This window comes from Paenibacillus sp. A3M_27_13 (assembly GCF_024213315.1).
Classification (GTDB): Bacteria; Bacillota; Bacilli; order Paenibacillales; family Paenibacillaceae; genus Paenibacillus; species Paenibacillus polymyxa_B.
Genome location: NZ_JANAVE010000001.1, coordinates 998,161 through 1,024,327, shown reverse-complemented (window position 1 = coordinate 1,024,327; position 26,167 = coordinate 998,161). Strand labels below are relative to the sequence as shown.

Genomic DNA, 26,167 nt, shown 5'->3' with positions numbered 1-26,167 from the left:
TTTTTTGTTGCATACCGTTTGAGGAGGAAAAGACAATGACAGACACACAGCCGAAGCACGGCTATCAACCGCAAAGTATTGAACCAAAATGGCAGAAATATTGGGATGAGAACAAGACGTTCCGTACCGGGGAAGAGCCGGGCAAACCGAAGTTTTATGCTTTGGATATGTTTCCGTACCCATCTGGAGCCGGCCTACATGTAGGCCACCCAGAGGGCTACACAGCTACGGATATTGTTTCACGATATAAAAGAATGCGCGGCTACAACGTACTGCATCCGATGGGTTGGGACGCCTTCGGTCTGCCTGCCGAGCAGCATGCGCTGGATACAGGGGAGCACCCACGCGAAATTACGGTGAAAAATGTAAATAACTTCCGCCGTCAAATCAAATCGCTCGGCTTCTCCTACGACTGGGATCGTGAAATCAGCACGACGGATCCTGATTATTACAAATGGACACAGTGGATCTTCATCCAGCTGTACAAGCGCGGCCTTGCATATGTAGCTGAAGTACCTGTGAACTGGTGCCCGGCGCTGGGAACGGTGCTAGCGAATGAAGAAGTTATTGACGGTAAGAGTGAGCGTGGCGGTCATCCGGTCGTCCGTAAACCAATGCGTCAATGGATGCTGAAAATTACGGAATACGCGGATCGTCTGCTGGAGGATCTGGAGGAACTGGATTGGTCTGAGAGTATTAAGGATATGCAGCGGAACTGGATCGGTAAGTCTACCGGGGCAGAGGTTCGTTTTCCAATTGAAGGCTATGACGAGCAACTCACAGTATTTACAACCCGTCCAGATACACTGTTCGGCGCAAGCTACTGTGTGCTGGCACCAGAGCAGGAATTGGTGGATATTATCACTACGCCTGAGCAAAAGGATGCTGTGCAACAGTACCGTGAACAAGCTGCTCGTAAAAGCGATCTGGAGCGTACGGATCTGGCCAAGGATAAAACAGGCGTATTCACAGGAGCTTATGCAGTGAACCCGGTGAACGGCGAAAAGCTGCCGATCTGGATTGCTGACTATGTACTTGCAGGCTACGGAACTGGAGCGATTATGGCTGTACCTGCTCACGATGCGCGTGACTGGGAATTTGCCAAGCAATTCGGATTGAATATCATTGAGGTTGTCCAAGGTGGAGATGTGGCTAATGAGCCATATACTGAGGATGGACCGCACGTCAATTCCGGCCCGCTGAATGGACTTACCAACGAGGAAGCGATTCCGAAGATGATTGAATGGCTGGAAGCCGAGGGCAAAGGACACGGCAAAGTCACCTATCGCCTGCGTGACTGGCTGTTCAGCCGTCAACGCTATTGGGGCGAGCCGATTCCGGTAATTCATCTGGAGGATGGAACGATCAAAACGGTTCCTGAGGACCAACTTCCGCTCGTACTGCCGGAGATGGACAATATCAAGCCTTCAGGTACAGGTGAATCCCCGCTGGCGAACGCAACAGATTGGATCGAAACCATTGATCCTGAGACAGGTATGAAAGCACGCCGCGAGACAAATACAATGCCGCAATGGGCAGGCAGTTGCTGGTATTACCTGCGCTTTATTGATCCGAAAAATGACAAAGAGCTTGTATCCAAAGAGAAACAACGTGAATGGATGCCTGTTGATTTGTATATTGGCGGAGCGGAACATGCGGTTCTTCACTTGCTGTATGCCCGTTTCTGGCATAAGGTACTGTATGATATCGGCGTAGTGGAAACGAAAGAGCCTTTTTATAAGCTGGTCAACCAGGGTATGATTTTGGGCAATAACAATGAAAAAATGAGTAAATCACGCGGTAATGTCATTAATCCTGATGATATTGTCAATACGTTTGGCGCCGATACGCTGCGTATTTATGAGATGTTTATGGGGCCGCTGGAAGCGACCAAGCCATGGAATGAGAATGGGGTAGAGGGAGCACATCGTTTTCTGTCCCGCGTATGGCGCCTGTTTGTTTCCGAGGATGGTAGCCTGAACGATAAAATTACAAATGACGGCGGTAGCGATGAGTTCAATCGTACTTGGCACAAAACGCTGAAAAAAGTAACCGAAGATCTGGATGCACTGCGCTTCAATACAGCGATCAGCCAGCTGATGATCTTCACCAACGATGCATACAAAGCAGACCTTCTGCCGCGTGCAGCAATGGAAAACTTCGTGCAAATGCTGTCGCCGCTTGCACCCCATCTGGCCGAGGAATTGTGGCAGCTGCTGGGGCACAATGATAGCATTACCTACGCGGCCTGGCCTGCTTATGATGAAGCATGGACGGTGGACGCCGAAGTGGAAATTGTTGTGCAAGTGAATGGTAAAATTGTGCAGCGTGCAACGATTGCCAAGGATCTTGATGCTAAAGCGATGGAAGCATTCGCTGTGTCGTTGGACAATGTTCAGCAGGCACTGGCCGGCAAAACGATCCGCAAGGTAATTGCTGTACCAGGTAAGCTGGTTAATATTGTTGCCGGTTAATTGGCTTTAAGCCGAAGGAGACATCCACCTTTTGCATGTCTTCTTCATACTTGTTGTGCGTGGCCTGTATCAGCTCGGGAAAGACACTATGCAGGCTGATGTCCAACAGTGCGAGAGCTTCGGCAGTAATACCTCCGGGAACCGCTACTCTGGCCTGTAACTCGGCTGGTGTCATCCCGCCTTCCGTGAGCAGCTTTCCAGTGCCGATGATCATTTCACCGGCCAGGGCGCATAGCTCCGTACGGTCTATACCTGTAGCTTGAACTGCGGCTTGAATCCACTGGTCCATAAAAAAGGCCAAGAAAGCAGGACCGCAACTCGAAAAATCCGACGTGATTCGAGTATAAGATTCTTTAACCCGAATCGGCCTGCTGATGTGGGACATAAGCTCTTCCAGAAGGGTGCGGTCCTCCTCTGTAATCCGGCTTCCATGGATGCATAGTGAGGCTCCGCTGCCCACTTGGTGGGTGATACTGGGAATAATTTTGGACACTTTGGCTTTCAGTGCATGCTCCAAAATACGAATCTGCACCGGGCTTGTGATAGATACGACGATTTGCTCTTCTGTAATGACGTTGCGTATTTCATCCGTTACGGCTTTTGATTCCAGCGGCTTCACACAGATAAACAAAACATCGCTTTCCGCTGCCGTTTCACGGTTGCTTTGGGCTGCATGCAAACCTCGATAACGACGGGCTAGCTCGGTTACCTTGGAATGCGTTCGATTGCTTGCTGATATTTGCTGCGGCTTGAGTGCGTTAGAATTAATAAAAGACTCAATTAGCAGACTTCCCATGCTGCCAGTCCCGATAAATCCAACTTTCATTGTTCAACGTCCTCCTTTCATACTTTGCGGTATAGACGCTGTGCTGTCAGCTGTCATTCTTCTTAGTGTATGCGCCTGGTCTTGGCCGACATGACGAATTTTATGTCTGAGCATGTTAGATCGTGCCCGGGGTCGTACCACTTTTTTGTAAAAATGCTCACAGCGAGACCGTATGGAGGTTGTTTGCACCCTCCGGTTTAACGGGAATTGGACAGACTTGCTCTGTTTGATTGAGACGGTGTTTTCAGTCGGCTCAATTTCCCGAAATCCATGTGGAGTAGGGGACGATACGGAAATGAAACGCGTATGGACAGGAACAGCGATAACGCTTGCTGTAATCGGGAGTGGACTTATTTTATTTGCCGGAGGACAGCGCTCTGAGCCGCAAGAAGAGTGGACTTTACTTAACCATAAGGTGGAGCAGGCTGTGGCGATGGATTCAGAGCCAAATGAGTCGCAGCGCAGCAGTGACTATGCCCAGAAAAAGCCTGCTGTAAAAGAACCCTCAGACAAAGCTGAGCGCAGTAGGAATGCCGAAGCCGCTGACAATGTGAAACGTGATACTGTGCAGATTTCTACTGGTGTATCTGCTGCTGTGAGCGAAAACTCTATTGCGGGAAATTCAAGTACCGTAAAGCAGTCAGGTGTTGCGAATCCGAGCTCAGACACAGGTATTGTTAGTTCGAGTGGTGCAACGACGAGTAGGACCAATACGGTAAGTGATTCGGTTACTACACCCGTTTCCGGCGAAAAAAAGGTAAACATCAACACGGCGACTGCTGCCGAGTTAATGGAGCTACCAGGGGTTGGGGCTAAAAAAGCCGAGGCTATTTTGAACTACCGTAATCAGCATGGGGCGTTCAAACGTGTGAACGATTTGGATCATGTAAAGGGAATCGGAGCTAAAATGTTGGCGAAAATGAAGCCGTATGTCAGCTTGTAACTTATATAAGATTACAATGTACAGGCCCTGAGAACGGCGGTAGCGGATATGGTTTACGTTTTAACTTGTTTATACGGGAGAGATGGAAATGAGTGCAGATGTACGCAAGGACTGGGACACCTATTTCATGGATATCGCTTATATGGTATCCACCCGTTCGCGCTGTGCGCGGCGTCATGTTGGAGCCGTACTTGTACAAGGTAAAAAGCTCTTGGGGACGGCCTATAATGGAGCACCATCCGGGGTGCCTGACTGTTCTGAGGCAGGCTGTATGATCTCAGAGGAGTATGAGGTCGTTCAACGTGATGGGCGCGAGGAAATGGTTAAGAAGCAGCGTTGTATTCGCACTATTCATGCGGAGCAGAACCTGCTACTGTTTACTGACCGAATTGATCGTGAAGGCTCTTCAGTATATGTCACCGACCAGCCATGCTGGACGTGTGCCAATATGTTGGCGAACAGCGGTATTGTGGAGATTGTATACCACAGACCTTATCCCAAAGATGCCGACAAGGTTCGTGCTATGATGGAGGAAAAGGGAATCGCCTTTCGTATGCTGAAGACCTATCATCCACCGAAAGAAACGCTGATGGATGTAATGAATTAAAAAGTAAACGAGGAAGAACCTCTGACGAATGCTATTTTGTCAGAGGTTCTTTTTGTTTTGCTTATTTTGGACAAAAAGCAATGTTTGCTACCGGAAGGTGATTGTATTCAAGCTAAGCTTGTGTTAACTAGACCTATATTGACCCTTACTGTTTGTTGGATTACAGGAAGTGCGGGAGCATGTCTGTATTCTGGACGGATGCTTTTGTTGCTCTGGGCGGGGGTTACCCTGATCTTTCCGCTTATAGCTTTATGGATGAAAATCCCCATCCGGCATATGGTATTACTTTGGCTTGCAATCAGCGGGGGTGGATTTCATTGGTATTGGCATGATACGCATAATGTTAGCAGTATTCCCGATGCTCTCCATGTATCGTCTTCTATGGTGGAAGACATGTCTGTTCAAGCAGCAGGGCTTATCGCTTCTGAAGTACAGGTAGATGGTGATCGAACACAGTTTGAGATGAGAGTCACCTCAATCAATCACTACGGAAGTCATTCGAAAAAGGACGAGAATCGTGCACTAATTTCGGAACAGGTCATTGTTCATATCAAGTTGGCTGCCAAGCAGGAACAGCAACTTGCGGCAGCGTGGCAACGTGGAGATGCAATCCTACTGCGTGGCACCTTAAAGGCTCCTGCAAAAGCGGGGAACTTTGGTGGCTTTGATTACAGTGAATACCTGCACACACAGGAAATCCACTGGCTTTTCAAAGCCGATGGGGCAGCCTCGTTACAGAAGCAGGAGGCTTCACTGTGGAACCGCTACACTTTGTTCAGATGGAATGATCAGCTTAGGGAGCAGCTAGGGCAGAGAATGGAATCGGCATTTACATCACTTCATCACGCAGGATATATGAAAGGACTGGTACTTGGGGTAACAGATGAGTTGGACCCAGCAACGTATAACGAGTTTACGCAGCTTGGTTTAACGCATATTTTAGCAATATCGGGCATGCATGTGGCGGTATATGCAGCTACACTATTATATTTACTCAAGCTACTAAGAGTTAGCCGCGAGACATCTCTTACGGTCGTGATGATACTCATTCCGGCTTATGTCCTGCTGACAGGTGCCTCTCCCTCTGTTGTGAGGGCGGGAATTATGGCGATGATCGGCTTGTTTGCAGCCCGACGAGGTATGCTCAAAGACGGACTTAATATTCTAAGTATATCCGCGTTGCTCATGCTGATTTGGAATCCATATTATCTACTTAGCGTCAGCTTTCAGCTTTCCTTTTTGGTGACGGGTGGGTTGCTCATTTATATGCCGCTTATGAAGCCGTTTTTCGCCAAATGGCCTTTCCTAATCGGCGGTGAAGTTGCGATTACAATTACGGCACAGCTTGTTTCGTTTCCAATGACAGTATTCTACTTTAATCAATTTTCGTTGTTATCATTTGCGGCCAATTTTGTGCTTGTACCCCTTATTACATATATCGTGCTTCCATTAGGTACGGTGGCGATGGGGCTTTCCTTTTTGTGGGGGGATGGGGCTCGTATTCTTGCGTGGCCGGCAGAGCAATTGAACGATTTGACCTTTTTACTAGTGAAATGGCTGAATGTAGATGATGCTTATGTGAGTATTTGGCCGTCTTCTTCCATCCTGTGGGTCATGGCGTATTACGCAGCTCTGTACAGTGTTTTGTACTGGCTCAAAAGGTGGCTGACATCCCGCAGGCAAACGAACGACATTACCGTCTTGAATTCTACTGCCATTTCATCACCTATATATACAGGATTAGCAGCTTCTCCAGAATGGGCGGCTATATTGCATACGGCTCCTGAACCTGAGGGAGCAGGGAAATTTGCAAGTCGACAGTGGAATGGTTATCGTCATTTGGCACTGGCTCTAAGTGTTATTGCTTGGCTTGGAATATTGTATACAGGTTACCAATCTCCTGGTGAGGAAAATACGGGAATTGTTCAATATCTGGATGTGGGCCAAGGTGACAGCATTTTAATTACAACACCGGGCGGGAAACATATCTTGGTTGATGGTGGGGGTACAATGGATTTTGCGACAGGGAAAAATGCTTGGCGCAAGCGTGCAGATCCCTACGAGGTGGGTGAAGATACGATTGTACCCTTGCTAAAGCAACGAGGTGTGCATCGCCTGGACGCTGTCATTTTAACGCATGGAGATCATGATCATGCCGGAGGACTACAGGCTGTGCTTGACCAGATTCCCGTATCTACTTTGTTTTTTAACGGTACCCTGACAGATAAAACCCCATTCCGTAAGCTGTTGAACACGGCTTTAGACAAGCAGATCAAGCTGTATGGTGCACATCATAGTATGGAATGGGAACCAGACCAGGCTACGAAAATCCGCTTTCTCTATCCGTTTACACTACCGGAGAACGAATCTGAGCAGTTGCCTGTTATGAAGGAACAGAATCATTACTCTGTTGCCATGATATTGGAGATGGAGGGAGCCTCTTTTTTGTTCACAGGAGATATGGATGATGCAGCAGAGTCGTCGTTGCTCTCTGAATTAACTCGTTTTTCATCAAGTGTGAAAGATGAGGGAGCAACGGGGGCTGTAAGGAAAGCTATAGATGTCATGAAAATAGCACATCACGGCAGCAAGTACTCCACCTCGGAAGAGTGGTTATCCTACTGGCGCCCGAAAGTATCTGTTATTTCGGTCGGTGCGACCAATACTTACGGACATCCGAATGAAGCGGTATTGGAACGTTTATCGGCAGTTAATTCTGCTATATATCGAACAGATACGATGGGAGAGATACAGATTCGAGCGCAGCAAGGAAAACTGAGTGTGCGGTACCAACGCTAAATAGTTTTTTCGATCCTTTTTTATCAGTACAACAACACATTAAAATGGGTGCTCACTCTCAGGAGTGAGCTGTTTGCTTTGAATCCAATCTGCATGGACAGTAGCTGTAAGCTTTGATAGAATCATATGAGTAATGAAAATGAGAATCATTATTAATGGGAGGAATATTGTGAGTTATTTTAAATTCAGAGCATCAGCTTGTTTGTTCATCATTTCGTTAATGCTGGTATTGAACGCATGCGCTACAAGTGGGGGTGGGACTGTAACAGAAAGCGGTCAATCGACTGCTCTCAAGACCACATCAACTGGAGATGAAGCTGCCACACGTACATATGAAAGTGATAAAGGTACAATTACTCTTCCTGAGCATCCCCAGCGTGTCGTAGTGGCAGTCGATGATTATGTAGGTGATGTGCTAGCACTTGATATTACACCTGTAGGAGCTCCAGACACTGTATTTGATGCTCCATACTATAAAAAATATTTGAATGGTGTTGCAAATATCGGTGACAGTTCCGCATTGTCCCTTGAAAAGGTGATCACCCTGAAACCGGATTTGATCATTACCTATGATGAGAAAGCATATGAAAATCTGAAAAAAATAGCGCCTACAGTGTTTATTCCATATGGTAAATATCAATATAAGGACCGTCTGATGGAGCTGGGCAAAGTGTTAAACAAGGAGCAGGAAGCGAAGAATTGCCTGGCTGATTTTGCAACCAAGATTGCTGAGAAGAAACAGGCTTTGTCTGACGTCATTGATTCGGGCAAAAAAATCGCTATTTTTGAGATTACAGGAAAAGAATTATATCTATATGGAAAATCTTATGGACGTGGAGGAGCCGTACTTTATGATGAGCTGGGACTTCATGCTCCTGAGAAGGTAGAAAAGGCAGCGTTCGAGAAGGGATGGGCCAGCATTTCAATAGAGGCTTTACCGGAGATGCTGGGCGATGCCGATTATTTAATGTTGGGTATTAGAGGCGACGGAACAGACCAAGGAAAAGATATTTTATCTAAAAGTGTGTGGAATAACCTTTCTGCCGTTAAATCAGGTAAAGTATATCAATACTCAATCGACGATTTTTATTTTCAAGATCCGATTGCTCTGACTTATCAATTAGAACTCATATCTGATTTTTTGGTTTCCAAGAAGTAACAATATGATCTTGCAGCTCGATAGGCTAGCATTTAGATGTATGTAGGAGCTAGGGGAAGGTGACTACCTTCCCTTTTTCTGTTATTCTAAGGGAGGATACGCTGGGGAATCTGGGCTTTTTGGTATAATTTTTTTTGTTAAAAAAATAAAATTAGTGTCAGACGTCTATCCTGCAACAATTTGCAAAATGGATACGTCTGTAATATTGCAGGGAGAGGGGGATCCTTTGTGGTAGAGCAGGGACTCATTCGAGCCGCTCAATCGGGCGATCGCGACGCTCTCATTACCCTATTAAGAGAGATAGAACAGCATGTGTACCGTACGGCATATTACATTCTAAACAATGAGCAGGACGCCATGGATGCTTCACAAGAAGCCCTCATACGGATCTATTCCAAAATTAACTCTTATGAGGAAAAAGCGCAGTTTAAAACTTGGGTCCAACGCATTGTAACGAATATATGCATCGACAAATTCAGAAGAACGAAGCCCTCGGTTTCCATTGACGAGCACGACATGATATTCAACGATCCCCAAAACGTGGAGGTCGAGGTGTTGACCACTTACATGGCACAGGATGTTCGTGAGGCTATACAACAACTTCCGGAGCACCACCGGACGGTAATTGTCTTAAGATATTTGCAGGATTTCTCCTATAACGAGATTGCAGATTCTCTGGATTTGCCGCTAAATACGGTCAAGTCATACTTATATCGTGCAAGACAGCAATTGCAAGGGCTACTTCAGGAATATCAGAAAGGTGGTGTATCAGGATGAAGTGTGGGGAAGAGGTGATGGATTGGATGCAGCGTTATGTGGATCATGAGCTGGGCGAAGAAGAGACGTCCCAATTAATGAACCATATTGCGACTTGCCCGGACTGTGCGGAAAAATTTCTTATTCTTCAGACACTCTCTCGCGAGCTGGAGGAATTGCCTACGGTTTCCCCGGCGTTCAGCCTGGTGGATTCCATCATGCCTCAGCTTGATGCCATTGACCGCGCACGTGAAGAGCAGGGAAGTGCGCTTCAGGAAATGCAGCCTGTGGCTGTAAAACCTGGACCAGTGCCTAGACAAAGTACCCAGCCTACACCTTGGTGGAACCGAATGGCTGGACGCGCTGCCATGGGCGTGGCTGCCGCTGCTGTTGTACTGGGGATTGTAGTGTTTAACTTCGAGCCTAAAACAGTGCAGGATGCGGAAGGCATGCTTACAACCCAGACGCCCGAAGTGACGAATCCGCAGAATCAGACGGAAATTCTTCCAGGTACAGCCAATGGCAGTGGAGGCCGTGATGCAGCCATTGGTTCGGATTCTACACAGCAGCCGTCAGAGCAGGGGCAAGGAACGGATGCATCTCAGCTACCTGCGGATAAAGATCCTGACCTGAGCAAACAAGGTGCAACCAATGCAAACGATGAAAAGAACTCTTCCAAACGGGATGCTGGGAAACGTGACGATCAGCGAGCTGGGGAGGGAGATTCGACGAAGTCTGCACCAGCTGAACATTCTTCTCATCAGGATGAAGGGCAGGGACAGCTACGTACGGATCGTCAGGTGACAAAGGAAAATCCGTCTGCTGGAGATGCTCCTAAATCTGAGGACAAACAGTTAAGTCAGGAAAAATCTGATCGATCCACGATTGCTCCTGCTGAACAGGTGGAACCGAAAATGGAAAAAGCACCCCTAGCGGGTACGGGTACCGCTCAGGACGATAATAATGGTAACACAAGTACGAATGATTCTTCTTCGTCGCTTAGTCAGGATTTGAAGGTACAGGATCGAATTGCGTCAAATGAAACGTCGAAAGAAACGACTTCCAAAAGTATCACAAAGGATTCGGGCAATGCCTTGGGAACGGATAGCAGCAATGCAGCTTCTAATGATCAGCAATCATCCGTGTCGCAAGACCCGGTTCGTAAAGAAGGATTTGTATCTAATTCACTGGTCTCTCCGGACAACAATAATGCTTCCAGCTATAGTGCCCAATCTGCCTCTACAGATCAGCTCAACTCGCCAGATGGTAGCTATGCGGTGGCTATTGAGGGCAAAAAGCTGAAAGTGTATAAGCTTTCTGATAACGGTGTAGACCGAACAACACTGGAAGTCCGTACTCTAAAAGGTGCCTGGGTCAAAGGAAGCTGGTCAGAAGACAGCCAGACCTTTATGTATGAGACGGAGCAGGATGGGACAGCAAGTAAATATACGTACACCGTCCCGCGCAGCACTGGAAAATAGTTTCCGTAAGTTGGCACACTTTTAAAAACTGAGAATATACTATATGAACCGACGTCGTATCCCGACGGCCGAAAGTTTCTAGAGCTTTCTGCTGCCGTGTTGATATAGATGGTGGTGAAGGGATCCTGTCTATAGGCAGGGTCCCTTCGTTTGTATCATGACTTGCCTTCCGGTCGGATGTCGGGTACGATCAGTGGGTGGGGGGAACGGAAAATGGATGTAAAAACAGCCTCTAAGGCTATTCGCAAAGGCGACATTTCGCCAGTGTATTTGCTATACGGCAGTGAAAAATATCAAATGAAGCAGTTTGTTGAGATGCTTAAAGAGAAAGTGGTGGAAGAGGAGCATCGTGACTTCGCCATCATTCCTTATGATTTAACCGAAACGCCAATTGAGGTGGTCGTGGAGGAGGCGGAAACAGCGCCTTTTCTGGTGCCAAAGAAGCTGATTATTGTACGGGATACCAGTGTATTTGCAGCAGGCAAAGATAGCGGTAAGATAGAGCACCGGCTTGAGACGCTGTTGACTTATATGGATAACCCGACTGACTATAGCGTCATCGTTTTTACGGTTCAGGCTGAAAAGTTGGATGAACGGAAAAAGATTGTCAAAAAGCTGAAAAGTGATGCTTCGGTTATTGCTTTTGCTCCAATGGGTGGAGATGATCTTATAGCTTGGATCCATAAGCGTGCAGGAGAAAGAGAAGTGCAATTGGCTGCAGGAGCTGCTGAAAGCCTCATTCAATTCACAGGTACCGGGCTGCAATCCTTGGCTGCCGAGATAGACAAGCTCTGCTTGTACGCAGGAGCACAGGGAACGATCTCATCCGCTGATATAGAATCCCTGGTGCCTCGTAACACAGAGCAAAACGTATTTGCGATGGTTGAGGATCTGGCTAATTTGCGGCTGGATAAGGCGCTTAGTATTTTTTATGAGTTGCTTAAGCAAAAAGAGGAACCGATCAAGATTGCCGCTTTGATCACGCGACAGTTCCGTATTATGTTGCAGGTCAAAGAGCTGGCAGGTCAAAGCTATTCCCAGCAACAAATTGCCAGTCAGCTTAGTTTGCATCCTTATGGGGTGAAAGTTGCAGGGGACCAAGCGCGGAGGTTCCGCCCTGAGCAGCTGCGTCAGCTTCTCTACGAATTGGGCGAGTTGGATTATCATATGAAAACAGGTGTCGTTGACAAGGTACTGGGACTGGAGCTATTTTTGATGAAAATGGGTGCGGGGGCTTCAATCTAATCTCCCATGTGCTGTTGTAGAGTCAGCTCATGTAGCGTGGAAAGCTGACTCTATAAATTAATAAAAGTTATAAACTAAAAAAACCTGATCAGCCAAGGCTGGTCAGGTTTTTTTCATTAACGTATGAAAGTAGCTCTTGCTTACGCTTGAGCTGTAAGAGCGTTAAGTTTTTTCGCCAAGCGGGATTTCTTGCGAGCAGCTGCATTTTTGTGGATCAGACCTTTAGTTACAGCCTTGTCCAGCTTTTGGGAAGCTACTTTGAAAGCAGCAGCAGCAGTTTCAGCTTCGTTACCTACCAACGCTGTATCGGCAGCTTTTACTGCTGTACGAAGCGCGGATTTTTGGGAAGCGTTCAACGCACGGCGTTTGTCGCTAGTTTTAACGCGTTTGATAGCGGATTTGATGTTTGGCATTACATTCACCTCCTGTAAAGGCATTACTTATGAACACAAACGTTTCACAACTTAAAATATTTTAGCATGCCACACCTCAAATTGCAATAAGAAAACATTCTGAGGCGATGCGAATTACAGGATGAAAATGGATGTGCATAAACCTGTTGGGTGTCTCGCACACTATAGTCAAAGATGGTATCCAAGGAGGCTTAAAAGATGGATCTGGATTTGCAGAAGTATGCGGTACGCACGGATTTGGCATTAGAGGCAAGAGAACTGGCCGAACGGGATCAGCCTGTACCTCTGTCGGGCATAAGTGAGAACGTGGAGGAAGATAACGGAATCAAAATCACACGGCTGGACGTACTGAATGAAGAAGGAGCCAACCGTATTGGGCGGGTACAAGGGCATTACGTCACATTGGAAGTACCCGGCTTGCGTGAAGGCGACACGGGGCTCCAGCAACGTGTAGCTATTGCATTTGCAAAAGAAATGGAACATTTTATACAAAAAATAGGGATCTCTAATACGGCAAAGGTACTGGTGGTAGGTCTGGGCAACTGGAACGTCACTCCCGATTCGTTGGGTCCGCTTGTCGTTGAAAATTTGATGGTGACTCGTCAATTTTTTGAACTGACACCTGATCAAATCAACCCGGGCTATCGAGATGTGAGCGCAATTGCACCGGGTGTCCTGGGTATTACGGGGATCGAGTCCAGTGAAATCGTTCAAGGCATCGTGGATCGCACAAAGCCAGAACTGATTATTGCCATTGACGCTCTGGCGTCACGTTCACTGGAGCGCGTCAATACGACCATTCAGGTGGCCGATATCGGGATACATCCAGGTTCAGGTATTGGCAACAAGCGGCGCGGTATCACCAAGGATATTATGGGTGTTCCGTGTATCGCTATCGGCGTTCCGACGGTATGCTACGCTTCTACCATTGTCAATAACGTAATCGAACTGATGAAAACACATTTTACCAAAGAAAAGGCTTCTACAAAAGCAATCCTGGGGATGTTGGACGATATTTCAGAACCTGAGAGACTTGGGCTGGTGAGAGAGGTACTGCAGCCGCTGGGGCATGATCTGATTGTGACTCCTAAAGAGATCGATGAATTTATTGAAGATATCGCGAACATCATTGCTACTGGATTGAACGCTGCTCTGCACGAAGCTGTTGATCCTGGCAATGTCGCCGCCTATACGCATTAATCAAGGGTTGGTAAAATCGTATTTCATACCAAAAGTCTCTATTTAACAGGAATCTAATCTCTTTCAAAAAGGGAGGTGATAAACCTGTGGTAGAGATTTTTTGTGTTCTAGCAATTGTTCTCCGTTCATAGAGTTGAAGTATAAGAGATTTCCGCAGCAGATAGGAACCCTATGTTCCGAATATAAAGCGGGTTTCGACGGGACGAAGGAGGACAAGGCTCACATGAAAAAAATTCAGACCTGGAACGTCGGAAGATGGAGAAGAAAAGGTATCGAAATTTTGGCGATGGGACATACGCTTGTGCTGCTGATCATGGGCTCGGCGCTTTTATTTGTCGTTTTGGGGCTAGGGGGATTGGCAGAAAATCGTCTACAAACATCTCCTGTTTCTTCGATGAAAGGATTGGCAGGTTCGGTGTCTAGCGGTTTTTTTGCGGATATGCTAGGTATGGAAGTACCTCATTTGGCACAAAAGAAGCAGCAATCTTCATTGTCGGGTGAACAATGGTCGCCTTTTGTTTTTCAGATGCTTACAGGTATTAATCCGCAGGATCCCAAAAGTCTCATTTCTCGTGAGATTCCTGGCATGTCTGCGGGAGCGCCTGTCTTGCTGCGCAAGGGTTCGGGGAACACAAAGGTAGAGGGTCCTACGGATTATCAGCCCGATCAGGGAACGACGGATGCCCCTGGTGGCTCAGATGCATCTGAGAACCCACCGACTACTACGCCGGATATTCCGACAACACCGCAAACAGATCCGGCACGTGAGGATCATCCAGGTGATACGGCCAAAGGGGACAAGCGTATATTAATCTACCATTCTCATCCCAGAGAAGCATATAACCCACTACTCAGCAAAACCAGTCCCAACCCCAATTCAGGTTCTAAATCAGCCAATGTGTCAAGGGTAGGAGACTTCGTAAAAAAGAGGCTGGAAAAGCAAGGGATATCCACACTGCATGTAAACAAGGATTATGCCACTACAGTTCAAAATTATAACTGGAACTATTCCTATAAATATTCACGCGAAACAGTTAAGGAAGCTTTGGCTGGAAATAAAGGTTTAACTTATCTGCTTGATATTCATCGAGATTCTCAACGTCACGGAAAAACAACAGCAACCATTAATGGACTCTCTTATGCCAAGGTGTATTTTATTATTGGGCATGACAACAAAAATTGGCGCGAAAATGAAGCTTTTGCTGCTCGTATTCATGAAAAGCTGGAAAAATCGTATCATGGCGTATCACGTGGTGTATGGGGGAAAGATGGTGGCAAAGGCAACAACGGTGAATACAATCAAAGCTTATCTTCGCATAGCATCTTAATTGAAATAGGGGGTATTGACAACACCGAGGAGGAGTTGAAACGCACCTCAGACGTTTTGGCGGACATGATCGGCGAAGTGTATTGGGAAGATCAGAAAGCTCAGAAAGCGGGCACTAACGTATCGGATACAAAAAAGAGCAACAGCGGCAATTAAATGAGGTAGCGGTAAGGGGGAAAGGTAATGTCTGGACATTTTCGTAAGAAAGCACTTGGATTTGTATTGCTCATGGGGGCAGGTATTCTACTGGGTATGCAACTGGCAGGATCTGGCCTGCGTTCAGTGTATGGACCGGAATGGAACGGGGATACGATTCAATCGGCAAATCAACAGAAAGTCGGATATGAACAGACGGTTATTGAGGATACACCCGCAGCTAACGCTCGTGCATATAGCGGTACGTATAGCACAAGTGGAAATGTTAAGGTTGAGCCGAAAACGGGAGCGGGTATAAATGAAGCTAGTGGAAGGGAAGAAAATGAGGAGCAGACGGAACTCGGGGCATCCAGGTGGTATTCGACGACTGCGCAGCATGTCAATACTCAGGACCTGGAGACACCGCGTGAACTGTTATCCGTCAAGGGACAACAAGCTTCGGTGGATACCATGGCGGACAAAACGGCTGGGCTGCTGCAAAACCTATCAAGACAGGGGATTCGATGGGTTGTGTCTGTTTTTGACGGAGTGACAGAATAGAAATATTGCTGACCCCCTATACAACTGCTATAATAAGCTGATTGACACTAGGCATTGTGTGGGGGTAAGGCATGACTGACATATTGGCAAGACAACGTAAAATTCGGAACTTTAGTATCATTGCACATATAGACCACGGTAAATCCACGCTGGCTGACCGGATTTTGGAATACACCGGTGCACTCACATCCCGTGAAATGCAGGAGCAAGTGCTTGATCAGATGGATCTGGAACGGGAGCGCGGGATTACAATCAAGCTCCAGGCAGTGCGACTCACTTATAAGGCCGATGACGGCGAAGAGTACATTTTGAATCTGATTGATACACCGGGACACGTCGATTTTACGTATGAGGTTTCCCGAAGCTTGGCGGCCTGTGAAGGGGCCTTGCTAGTTGTAGACGCGGCACAGGGTATTGAAGCACAGACATTGGCTAACGTATATTTGGCGTTGGACAACAATCTGGAAATTCTGCCGGTGCTTAACAAAATTGATTTGCCAAGTGCCGATCCTGAACGGGTAAAGCAGGAAATCGAGGATGTTATCGGCTTGGATACGAGCGAGACTGTCCACGCATCGGCCAAAGCTGGAATCGGTATCAAGGAAATTTTGGAACAGGTGGTCAGAAGCGTACCTGCTCCGCAAGGGAATCCGAATAATCCGCTGAAGGCGCTTATTTTCGATTCGCATTATGATCCATATAAAGGCGTTATTGTGTATGTCCGCGTCGTAGATGGTAGCATCAAGGCAGGTTCCAAAATTAAAATGATGGCGACCGATAAAACGTTTGAGGTTATCGAGGTAGGAGCCTTCATGCCACGTATGAGCATCGTGGACGAGCTGAACATCGGTGATGTTGGTTTTATCGTTGCTGGTATCAAGCATGTGGGTGATACGCGTGTCGGGGATACGGTGACAGATGCAAAAAATCCAACATTAGAACCGATGCCAGGCTATCGGAAAATTAATCCGATGGTATATTGCGGTCTGTATCCAATCGAAACATCGGAGTATAACGATCTGCGTGAGGCGCTTGAAAAGCTACAACTGAACGATGCTTCGCTTAGTTTTGAGCCGGAAACATCAAGCGCGTTGGGTTTTGGCTTCCGTTGTGGATTCCTTGGTTTGCTTCATATGGACGTTATTCAGGAACGGATTGAACGTGAATTTAACATTCCACTGATTACAACGGCACCAAGCGTTATTTACCGCATAAAGTTGACGAATGGGGAAACGATCCAGATCGACAATCCATCGAATTATCCGGAAATCGGACGGATTGAACATGTGGAAGAGCCCTATGTAAGAGCAGGTATTATCGTCCCTAATGATTACGTAGGTACGGTGATGGAGCTTTGTCAAACCAAACGTGGTGAGTACGTAAATATGGAATACTTGGATACGACACGGGTAACCATTACGTATCAAATTCCGCTGTCTGAAATCGTATATGATTTCTTCGATCAGCTTAAATCAAGTACCAAAGGTTATGCTTCCTTTGATTATGAGATTTCAGGCTATCGCCAGTCCAACCTGGTGAAAATGGATATCTTGTTGAATGGCGAGCAGGTCGATGCGCTGTCGTTCATCGTGCATAGAGATCGGGCTTATCATCGCGGACGTATTATCTGTGAGAAGCTGCGCGAGCTAATCCCGCGTCAAATGTTCGAGGTGCCAATCCAGGCATCTGTGGGAACAAAGGTCGTGGCGCGTGAAACCGTTAAGGCGATGCGTAAAAACGTCTTGGCCAAATGCTACGGCGGCGATATTTCCCGTAAACGGAAGCTGCTTGAAAAGCAAAAAGAGGGCAAGAAGCGTATGAAGCAGGTCGGTAACGTAGAAGTACCACAGGAAGCATTTATGGCGGTACTGAAAATAGATGAGTAAAGCTGCTTGAAGTATTCGTCCATTCTTTCATGGGGCATTTGCCGTGCATGGAGAATGGACGTTATTTATTTGAGCAAGCTATCCAGAGATGGAGTATTTGTTATCTCAGTTGCAAAAATAGTATAACAACAGTATCTTTAGCGTATTTTTAAAGATACTTTACTCTTACTGCAACACCTACATCACAAAAAATGACCGATGGTGGTGGGCAGCAGCAGAGTGGATGGAATCGTTCTGAAGAAGCGTTAGCGTTCGCCTTTATCCCCGGATTTTACCCTATTAAGTTTATTTACAAAGAAAAAATCCGGGGGTAACAGCGATCGGAAGAATGATCCATCCACGGAGCGTTCTCCCCCCTCTTCGCCATTTTTTTCAATCACCACACACTGAATTGACAAGGAGGATCGGTATGACCGCATCCATACAAAAACATGAACATTCATCCGCGCCTCAAGCGGTTTACCTGCATATACCTTTTTGCACGAATAAATGCTTTTACTGTGATTTCAACTCTTATGTGCTCAAGGATCAACCTGTTATGGAATATCTGTATGCACTGGAACGGGAGATGGAACATACAGTCAAGCTTCACCCGCCAGGAGAGATTAAAACCATTTTTGTCGGGGGCGGAACACCAACTACCCTAAACCCGAAAGAAATGGAATATTTCCTGAAGAGCGTCCGAACCTATTTCCCAAATTGGGCGGAAGATATTGAGTTTTCCATGGAAGCCAATCCAGGCACCACTGATTTTGAAAAACTCTCTGTGATGAAAGAAGGCGGCGTCAATCGACTCAGCTTTGGTGTACAGGCTTTTCAGAATGAGCTACTCACAGGCATAGGTCGTATTCACAGTACAGATGACGTATATCGCAGTTTGGAAAACGCCCGTAAGGTTGGCTTGGACAACCTGTCGATTGACCTGATGTTCGGTTTGCCGAACCAAACGGTGGAGATGCTGCATGAAAGCGTCAGTAGAGCGCTAGAGCTGGAGCTTCCTCATTACTCTATCTACAGCTTGAAGGTTGAAGAAAACACACTCTTCCATACGCTGTACCAGAAAAATCAGCTGCCACTTCCACATGAGGATGACGAACTGGAAATGTATTTACTCCTCATGCGTCGCATGAAAGAAGCGGGGTATGAGCAGTATGAGATTAGTAATTTCGCAAAACCAGGCTTGGGGAGCAAGCACAACATGACCTATTGGCGAAATGAGGACTATTACGGTCTCGGCGCTGGGGCACATGGATATGTTGGCAGAGAGCGTCATATGAACATTAAAGGCATTAACCCTTATGTGGAGGCTAGTCGTAATGGTTTACCACGTCTGGATAGCTTTGAGGTGCCGGCGGCGGAAGCCATGGAGGATTTTCTTATGGTCGGTTTGAGAATGCTAGAGGGCGTATCCAAGTCCCGCTTTGAAGCTCAATTCGGTCAGGCATTGGAGGATACGTTTACTGCTCCTCTCGGGAAAATGCTCAATGCGGGGTTAATCGAATCAATTGAGGACGGTTATCGTTTGAGTGAACGCGGCATTTTATTCGGAAATGATGTATTTGCAGAGTTCATCGGTTCAATCACGGTAAATTCATAAGTCGTAGGCTTCAATACAGTACGTTTCAACTTCGTAAGCTGGGACAATCATTTTATAACAACATTCTGTCAAAGCAGGGTAAATGGAGTATTGCGATTCTATGCGCGATGTTGTATATTTATTCATTATATGCGGCAAGCGGCAGGAGGAGAGCAAGATGGCTTCAGTGTGTAAAGATGTATTGTGCAGAAGTGCGGTTCCTGAGGATGTGGAGCCTTTATATCAAATGATTAGCGGCTATGCAGAGCGGGGGATTATGCTGCCACGTTCGAGGGAAGTGCTTACGCGCCAACTGGAGCTATTTATTGTTGCAGAGGTGGACGGCGAAGTTGTTGGTTGTGGTTCTTTATGCAAATTGGGCGCTGATCTGGTAGAGATTCGCTCCCTTGGCATCTCTGAGGGACATAAAGGTATGGGTATTGGCTCCAAGCTCGTGGAGGGCCTTATTATAGAAGCACGGCGGCAACGTATTCCTAAAATTATGGCATTGACCTACGAGGTCTCCTTTTTTATAAAAAACGGTTTTGATGTAGTAAGTAAAGAGATTTTCCCTGAAAAGGTATGGACCGACTGCATTCACTGTAGTAAACAAAACAATTGTGATGAAATCGCAGTGTTGAAAGTACTGAACTGACCTGTCAATAATGAGGTCAGTTCTTTTTTCATCAGGCCATAATCGTGCGTTTGTTATACAGCCTACATTGTTTAATCCTGGTTCATTTCTCATATGCTTTGAGCAACCACCAAATGAATTGATGATGAGGCTCCAGTTCGGAAGGTATTCCATTAAGACTTCTTATGGGATGGTTCTTATGATAATCAGTATCATTATAAAAGTATGCAGTGCCGTCTAATGGAACTCGGTGTTTATATTTATACAAGGCTACAACATATCTTTCAGACGCTCCGGTTCTGTTTGGACTATATGTATATCCTTCCCAATCGCCTAGTGTTAAATCATCGTAATGTTGTATAGCCGATATACTGTATTTTATTTGCTTGGGAATACTTGGACTGAATTCTTGAGGGTAAAATAAAATGGTATTCCACATGCTTAAAAGTATTGTAGGAATCAAGACCAAGGCATAACATAGGGGTCTTAATTTACGAATTAAATGGATGACTGAAATAATAAGGGCTGCATTGAGGATGAAAACTAATGGCAAAGCAGCTATTCTTCCTAGCCCTGTATACGGAAACAACTTGATTAAAATGTGAAACATACAAATTGTAGGTAAAAGTGCGATCGATGCGTATAAAGGGTTGCGGCGATTAGTTCTCAAATTTAATTCCTCCTCAAGCACAAAGAAGATGTAACGGTATAAAGACATAGTCTCGAACGAATTTTCTGTTTTTTGAATCTCTATACATAAATACGGTATTAATACGATGAATAATGAGATTTTTCGCAAAAAAGTGTAAACGGTTTGCATTTGCTGCAGTAAACTAAACTGTTGTAATAAATCTTGTTTATTGAAAATACTGATCTGACTTGACAATGATCAGGTCGGTTTGGTATTTTTGTATTATCGGTTAGCACTCATCGCGAACGAGTGCTAATGATTCCATTTAACAATCATGCTATTATGGATAAACAACAAGGGGGGATTCGCTTGTTAACCGAACGTCAGAGGCTCATTCTGAATGCGATTATTGATGACTACATTCGTTCGGCTGAGCCAGTGGGTTCCCGCAGCATATCCAAAAGGCAGGATGTCGGATTCAGCCCGGCCACGATCCGTAATGAAATGTCGGATTTGGAGGAACAGGGCTATCTGGAGCAACCCCATACTTCTGCGGGACGCATCCCGTCTCATAAAGGCTATCGTTATTATGTGGACCATTTGGTGCCACTGAATACACTGAAGCCTATGGAAATGCGGGAACTGAAAGCCTTTTACGCCGAAAAGCTGAATGTAATGGAGCAAGTGATCCAGCATGCGTCAGGCATTTTGTCCCATATGACCAATTATACTTCCATCCTGCTTGGGCCGGAGGTTTTTCATACTTCATTGCGTCATTTTCAGCTGCTGCCGCTCAACGAAACGACGGCTGTGGCGATAATCGTGACCAATACCGGTCAGGTGGAGAATAAAACGGTAGATATTCCACCGGGAATTTCGATTTCCGAGATGGAGAAGGTTGTGAATTTACTGAACAGCAAGCTGGTCGGTGTGCCGATTTATCAGCTTAAATCGCGCCTTTACACCGCACTTGGTCAGGAGATGGAGAAGCATGTGTCTCATTTTGAGGACGCTATGAAGGTGCTGGATAAAGCACTGGATAATGAATCGGATCAGCGCTTGTATTTGAGCGGTGCGACGAACATGCTCAATCAACCTGAATTTAAAGATGTAGAAAAGGTTAAACATATTCTCGATCTGCTGGAGGAAACACCAACGCTGCTTAAACTAATGACACCTGTTGCCGGGGCACCTGAAATTCAAGTCCGCATCGGCACTGAAAATGATCATGAGGCGTTTGCCAATTGCAGCCTGATTACTGCTACGTATGCAGTAGACGGAGAAGCGTTGGGCACTATAGGCATACTGGGTCCGACACGGATGGAATATGCGAGAGTTATTAATATTTTGGGTATCCTGTCTAAGGATTTGACCGCAATGCTAACGCAACGGTTTAAATAGAACAAGACCGCATAGGTTGCGGTACTACATGTTCCGCGCCGGGATACGGTTTGTATCCTGCGCGGGTGCATTGTTGCGTGTTTTTGTAAAGGTAGTTATGACTTGAAGGAGGTGAAACATTTTGAAGGAAGAACAAGCGTTCCAAGAAGAAAAACAACAAAATGTAAGCACAGAGGAAGCCGCCGAAACGAGCCAGCAGGAAGAGCCGGTTAATGAAGCGGCAGCACTGGAAGACCAAGAAAGCGAAACAGAGCTGACTAAGCTTCGCGCACAGGCGGAAGAGCATCAACAGCGGTTTTTACGCGCTCAGGCGGATTTTGATAATTTTCGCCGTCGTACGCTGAAAGAAAAAGAAGACCTTGCCAAATATGCATCTATGAAGCTGGTTACCGAGTTGGTGCCTGTTTTGGATAACTTCGAGCGTGCGCTGGCAACAGCACCGCAAGGAGCGGAGTCTGAGTCATTCAGCAAAGGCGTGGAAATGATTTTCCGCCAGTTTGAGAGTGTGCTTCAGGCAGAGGGTGTAACGGCCATGAATTCGGTGGGACAACCGTTTAATCCGGATTTCCATCAGGCTATTATGCAGGTGGAGAGCGAAGAGCATGAGGAAGGCATCGTCGTTGAAGAGGTACAAAAAGGATACATGCTGAAGGACAAGGTGCTTCGTCCAGCGATGGTAAAAGTGAGCATGTAGCTTTTTCAATATACATTAGAAATACATCATTTTGATTCAACCATTCTGGCCTGCGGGCCTCGTATATACAGAAGGAGGAATTGTCCGATGAGCAAAGTAATCGGTATTGACTTAGGTACAACCAACTCTTGTGTGGCTGTTATGGAGGGCGGCGAAGCGGTCGTTATTCCAAATCCGGAAGGCGCACGCACAACCCCTTCCGTTGTTGGTTTCAAAAAAGATGGAGAACGTACTGTAGGGGAAACGGCAAAACGCCAAGCAATTACGAACCCGGATCGTACAATTATGTCCATCAAGCGTCACATGGGTACAAACCATAAAGAAAGCATTGACGGCAAGGAATATTCCGCACAGGAAATTTCCGCTATGATTTTGCAAAAGCTGAAATCCGATGCTGAAGCTTACCTGGGACAAACGGTTACTCAAGCTGTTATTACTGTTCCAGCTTACTTCAATGACGGTCAACGTCAAGCAACCAAGGATGCAGGTAAAATTGCTGGTCTGGAAGTTCTGCGGATTGTCAACGAGCCAACAGCAGCTGCATTGGCATACGGTATGGAAAAATCCGAAGACCAAACGATCCTCGTGTATGACTTGGGTGGCGGTACATTTGACGTATCCATTCTGGAACTGGGCGACGGTTTCTTCGAAGTTAAAGCAACAAGCGGCGATAACAAGCTGGGTGGCGATGACTTTGACCAAGTGATTATTGATTACCTCGTAAATGAGTTCAAAAAAGATCAAGGCATCGACCTGAGCAAAGATAAAGCTGCTGTACAACGTCTGAAAGATGCAGCGGAAAAAGCGAAAAAAGAACTGTCCGGCGTACTGACAACGACGATTTCTTTGCCGTTTATCACAGTAGCTGATGGCGTTCCACAGCATTTGGAGTTGAACCTGACTCGTGCGAAATTTGAAGAATTGTCTGAAGGTCTGGTAGAACGTACATTAGGACCTACTCGTCAAGCAATGAAAGATGCAGGCATGAGTGCCAGCGATATCGACAAAATCGTTCTGGTCGGCGGTTCCACACGTATTCCGGCTGTACAAGAAGCAATCAAAAAGCTGACAGGTAAAGAGCCACACAAAGGCGTAAACCCTGATGAAGTGGTAGCTTTGGGCGCGGCAGTTCAAGCGGGTGTACTGACTGGTGATGTGAAAGACGTCGTTCTCCTTGACGTAACTCCACTGTCCCTCGGTATTGAAACCGCAGGTGGCGTGTTTACTAAAATGATTGATCGTAACACGACGATCCCTACGAGCAAATCGCAGGTATTCTCGACATATGCCGACAATCAGCCTAGCGTAGAAATTCACGTGTTGCAAGGTGAACGTGAAATGGCAGCAGGCAACAAAACACTGGGTCGTTTCCAATTGGGAGATATCCCTCCAGCACCACGTGGTGTACCACAAATCGAAGTTACCTTTGATCTGGATGCGAACGGTATCGTGAACGTATCCGCTACAGATAAAGGCACAGGCAAAAGCCAAAAAATTACGATCACATCTTCCAGCGGCTTGAGCGACGAGGAAGTAGAACGTATGATGAAGGATGCCGAGTTGCATGCGGAAGAAGATAAAAAACGCAAAGATTTGGTAGAAGCGAAAAATGCTGCGGATCAACTGATCTACTCTGTAGACAAAACGATTAAAGATCTGGGCGAAAAAGCGGATGCAGGCGAAGTCGAAAAAGCAAATGCAGCTAAAGAAAATCTGCAAAAAACGCTGGAAACCGACAACCTGGAAGACATCAAAAAAGCTACTGAAGAACTGACTGAAATCGTTCAGCAATTGTCTGTGAAGCTATATGAGCAAGCTGCTCAAGAAGCACAGGCTCAACAAGCTCAAGATGGCGCAGCAGACAGCAAAGGCCGCGACAATGTGGTTGACGCGGACTATGAAGTTGTTGACGAAGACCAGAAGAAAGACTAAGCTACGGATCGGGTAGTGGTAGCTTTACGGTACACCGATGCGTTATGATATACTGAATAGTAATTGCAGCGTAGCTGCCTTGATAAATAACAATTAGCCGAAGGGTAACAGTTATTTCCAAGATAAATAAGCATATTACGGGTTGTACTGCCTTGAAATGATGGGAAGGTCAAAGCCGGGTCATCCCGTGCCTTTGGCTTTCCTTTTATATGTAGTGCAGACACGTTGTAGGCATGGGGGTGGAACATTGGCTGATAAGCGTGATTATTATGAGGTGCTAGGCGTCGCGAAGGGCGCTTCGGATGAAGAAGTCAAAAAGGCTTACCGTAAGCTTGCGCGTCAGTATCATCCGGACGTGAACAAGGCTGCGGACGCGGAAACTAAATTTAAAGAAGTGAAAGAAGCTTACGATGTTCTCAGCGATGGTCAGAAGCGGGCAAGATACGATCAGTATGGTCATGTAGACCCGAACCAGGGCATGGGAGGCGGCTTCGGTGGTGGCGCCGACTTCGGTGGCGGGTTTGGCGATATTTTTGATATGTTCTTTGGTGGCGGCGGCAATGGTCGACGTGATCCGAATGCACCGCAGCGTGGGAACGATCTTCAATATACGATGACGATTGAATTCAAGGAAGCGGTGTTCGGTAAAGAAACCGACATTCATATTGAACGTACGGAAACATGTGATACGTGTCACGGTACGGGAGCCAAAGCGGGTACTCAACCACAAACCTGCTCCGTCTGCCACGGCAGCGGACAGGAAGAAGTGGTGCAGAATACACCGTTTGGTCGCATGGTTAATCGACGCGCCTGCTCCAATTGCGGCGGTTCCGGTAAAATCATTAAAGAAAAATGTACGACTTGTAGCGGTTCGGGTCGGGTACGCAAGCAACGTAAAATTCATATCCGCATTCCAGCGGGTGTAGATGACGGCGCGCAAATGCGTATTAACGGTGAAGGCGAAGGCGGTGTCAACGGAGGACCGGCAGGTGACTTGTACGTCGTGTTCCGTGTGAAATCGCACGACTTCTTTGAGCGTGAGGGAGACGATATCTACTGTGAAATTCCGCTGACGTTCTCACAGGCAGCATTGGGAGATGAAGTCGAGATCCCAACGTTGACCGAGAAAGTGAAGCTGAAAGTTCCAGCAGGTACGCAAACAGGTACTTACTTCCGTCTTAAAGGAAAAGGTGTGCCAAAACTGCGTGGCGTAGGTCAGGGTGACCAGCATATTAAGGTCGTTGTGGTAACGCCTAGTAAGCTGAGTGAAGAACAAAAGGATTTGCTGCGTCAATTCTCTTCGCTTAGCGGAGAGCAGACACATGAGAATGAGCAGTCTTTTTTTGACCGTGTGAAGCGCGCCTTCCGAGGCGACTAAGCCCAATTAGGAATCGCGGAGCTTCAACCATGAATCAAAGGAAACTATTCCGCAATTGCGGGATAGTTCCTTTTTTTATACTCACGTAAACACATACATAACCATTTTT

22 protein-coding genes are annotated in these 26,167 nt (G+C 46.5%); 19 read left to right on the top strand and 3 right to left on the bottom strand.

Translation table 11 applies throughout. The annotated features are described in order from the left end of the window. Positions 1–35 precede the first annotated feature (35 nt). The gene (gene leuS / locus NLX82_RS04515) at positions 36–2,474 is read left to right on the top strand and encodes a leucine--tRNA ligase (RefSeq protein ID WP_023989526.1); all 2,439 of its coding nucleotides are present in this window, start codon (positions 36–38) and stop codon (positions 2,472–2,474) included. On the opposite strand, the gene comER is transcribed toward leuS, so the two are convergent. Continuing rightward, on the bottom strand, positions 2,455–3,300 hold the full coding sequence (gene comER / locus NLX82_RS04510) for a late competence protein ComER (protein WP_254347513.1): 846 nt from the start codon (positions 3,298–3,300) through the stop codon (positions 2,455–2,457). The genes leuS and comER overlap by 20 nt on opposite strands. Before the next feature lie 295 nt (positions 3,301–3,595). Between comER and NLX82_RS04505 the strand changes: the two genes are divergently transcribed. From NLX82_RS04505 to holA, 8 genes are all read left to right on the top strand, one after another. Further along, positions 3,596–4,243, top strand: coding sequence for a ComEA family DNA-binding protein (locus NLX82_RS04505; protein WP_023989524.1), 648 nt, complete (start codon positions 3,596–3,598; stop codon positions 4,241–4,243). A gap of 88 nt (positions 4,244–4,331) precedes the next feature. Then, on the top strand, positions 4,332–4,850 hold the full coding sequence (locus NLX82_RS04500) for a deoxycytidylate deaminase (RefSeq protein WP_023989523.1): 519 nt from the start codon (positions 4,332–4,334) through the stop codon (positions 4,848–4,850). 179 nt (positions 4,851–5,029) lie between these two features. Next, complete coding sequence (locus NLX82_RS27695; RefSeq protein ID WP_226887754.1) at positions 5,030–5,182, top strand: hypothetical protein; 153 nt, start codon at positions 5,030–5,032, stop codon at positions 5,180–5,182. After that, a complete protein-coding gene (locus NLX82_RS04490; protein ID WP_254347639.1) occupies positions 5,112–7,649 on the top strand; it encodes a DNA internalization-related competence protein ComEC/Rec2 in 2,538 nt (845 codons plus the stop codon). Before NLX82_RS27695 ends, NLX82_RS04490 begins: the two co-directional genes overlap by 71 nt. Positions 7,650–7,818: 169 nt before the next feature. Beyond that, on the top strand, positions 7,819–8,808 hold the full coding sequence (locus tag NLX82_RS04485) for an iron-hydroxamate ABC transporter substrate-binding protein (protein ID WP_081391258.1): 990 nt from the start codon (positions 7,819–7,821) through the stop codon (positions 8,806–8,808). Positions 8,809–9,036: 228 nt separating this feature from the next. After that, positions 9,037–9,585 (top strand): RNA polymerase sigma factor, encoded by a 549-nt coding sequence (locus NLX82_RS04480; RefSeq protein ID WP_023989520.1) that lies wholly within the window; start codon positions 9,037–9,039, stop codon positions 9,583–9,585. Continuing rightward, positions 9,582–11,045, top strand: coding sequence for an anti-sigma factor family protein (locus NLX82_RS04475; RefSeq protein WP_254347512.1), 1,464 nt, complete (start codon positions 9,582–9,584; stop codon positions 11,043–11,045). The genes NLX82_RS04480 and NLX82_RS04475 overlap by 4 nt, the downstream gene beginning before the upstream one ends. Before the next feature lie 213 nt (positions 11,046–11,258). Beyond that, on the top strand, positions 11,259–12,290 hold the full coding sequence (holA, locus tag NLX82_RS04470; RefSeq protein ID WP_013311182.1) for a DNA polymerase III subunit delta: 1,032 nt from the start codon (positions 11,259–11,261) through the stop codon (positions 12,288–12,290). Positions 12,291–12,430: 140 nt separating this feature from the next. Here holA and rpsT read toward each other — a convergent pair whose 3' ends face one another. Next, positions 12,431–12,703 (bottom strand): 30S ribosomal protein S20, encoded by a 273-nt coding sequence (gene rpsT, locus NLX82_RS04465; RefSeq protein ID WP_013311181.1) that lies wholly within the window; start codon positions 12,701–12,703, stop codon positions 12,431–12,433. 198 nt (positions 12,704–12,901) lie between these two features. Between rpsT and gpr the strand changes: the two genes are divergently transcribed. The 6 genes from gpr to NLX82_RS04435 all read left to right on the top strand — a co-directional run bounded on the left by gpr (position 12,902) and on the right by NLX82_RS04435 (position 20,043). After that, entirely contained in the window at positions 12,902–13,903 is a 1,002-nt protein-coding gene (gene gpr / locus NLX82_RS04460; protein ID WP_023989518.1) for a GPR endopeptidase, read from the top strand. Positions 13,904–14,126: 223 nt separating this feature from the next. Next, positions 14,127–15,386, top strand: a complete 1,260-nt coding sequence (locus NLX82_RS04455; RefSeq protein ID WP_104497085.1) for a stage II sporulation protein P — start codon at positions 14,127–14,129, stop codon at positions 15,384–15,386. Between the two features lie 27 nt (positions 15,387–15,413). Continuing rightward, positions 15,414–15,926, top strand: a complete 513-nt coding sequence (locus NLX82_RS04450; RefSeq protein WP_028540445.1) for a hypothetical protein — start codon at positions 15,414–15,416, stop codon at positions 15,924–15,926. Positions 15,927–15,997: 71 nt separating this feature from the next. Next, complete coding sequence (lepA, locus tag NLX82_RS04445; protein ID WP_023989515.1) at positions 15,998–17,812, top strand: translation elongation factor 4; 1,815 nt, start codon at positions 15,998–16,000, stop codon at positions 17,810–17,812. Positions 17,813–18,221: 409 nt separating this feature from the next. Further along, entirely contained in the window at positions 18,222–19,409 is a 1,188-nt protein-coding gene (gene hemW, locus NLX82_RS04440) for a radical SAM family heme chaperone HemW (RefSeq protein ID WP_025723343.1), read from the top strand. Positions 19,410–19,566: 157 nt separating this feature from the next. Further along, positions 19,567–20,043, top strand: a complete 477-nt coding sequence (locus NLX82_RS04435; protein WP_013311174.1) for an N-acetyltransferase — start codon at positions 19,567–19,569, stop codon at positions 20,041–20,043. 82 nt (positions 20,044–20,125) lie between these two features. Here NLX82_RS04435 and NLX82_RS04430 read toward each other — a convergent pair whose 3' ends face one another. Next, positions 20,126–20,692 carry a hypothetical protein gene (locus tag NLX82_RS04430; RefSeq protein WP_254347511.1) on the bottom strand — a complete coding sequence of 189 codons (567 nt, stop codon included), beginning with the start codon at positions 20,690–20,692 and terminating at the stop codon, positions 20,126–20,128. 330 nt (positions 20,693–21,022) lie between these two features. On the opposite strand from NLX82_RS04430, the gene hrcA reads away from it, so the two are divergent. The 4 genes from hrcA (at position 21,023) to dnaJ (ending at position 26,058) form a co-directional block, all read left to right on the top strand. Next, positions 21,023–22,054, top strand: a complete 1,032-nt coding sequence (gene hrcA, locus NLX82_RS04425) for a heat-inducible transcriptional repressor HrcA (protein WP_013372178.1) — start codon at positions 21,023–21,025, stop codon at positions 22,052–22,054. A gap of 121 nt (positions 22,055–22,175) precedes the next feature. Further along, the gene (grpE, locus tag NLX82_RS04420; RefSeq protein WP_013311172.1) at positions 22,176–22,748 is read left to right on the top strand and encodes a nucleotide exchange factor GrpE; all 573 of its coding nucleotides are present in this window, start codon (positions 22,176–22,178) and stop codon (positions 22,746–22,748) included. An 87-nt stretch (positions 22,749–22,835) separates the two neighbouring features. Then, complete coding sequence (gene dnaK / locus NLX82_RS04415; protein ID WP_023989512.1) at positions 22,836–24,680, top strand: molecular chaperone DnaK; 1,845 nt, start codon at positions 22,836–22,838, stop codon at positions 24,678–24,680. Between the two features lie 247 nt (positions 24,681–24,927). Continuing rightward, complete coding sequence (dnaJ, locus tag NLX82_RS04410; protein ID WP_023989511.1) at positions 24,928–26,058, top strand: molecular chaperone DnaJ; 1,131 nt, start codon at positions 24,928–24,930, stop codon at positions 26,056–26,058. Positions 26,059–26,167: the final 109 nt, after the last annotated feature.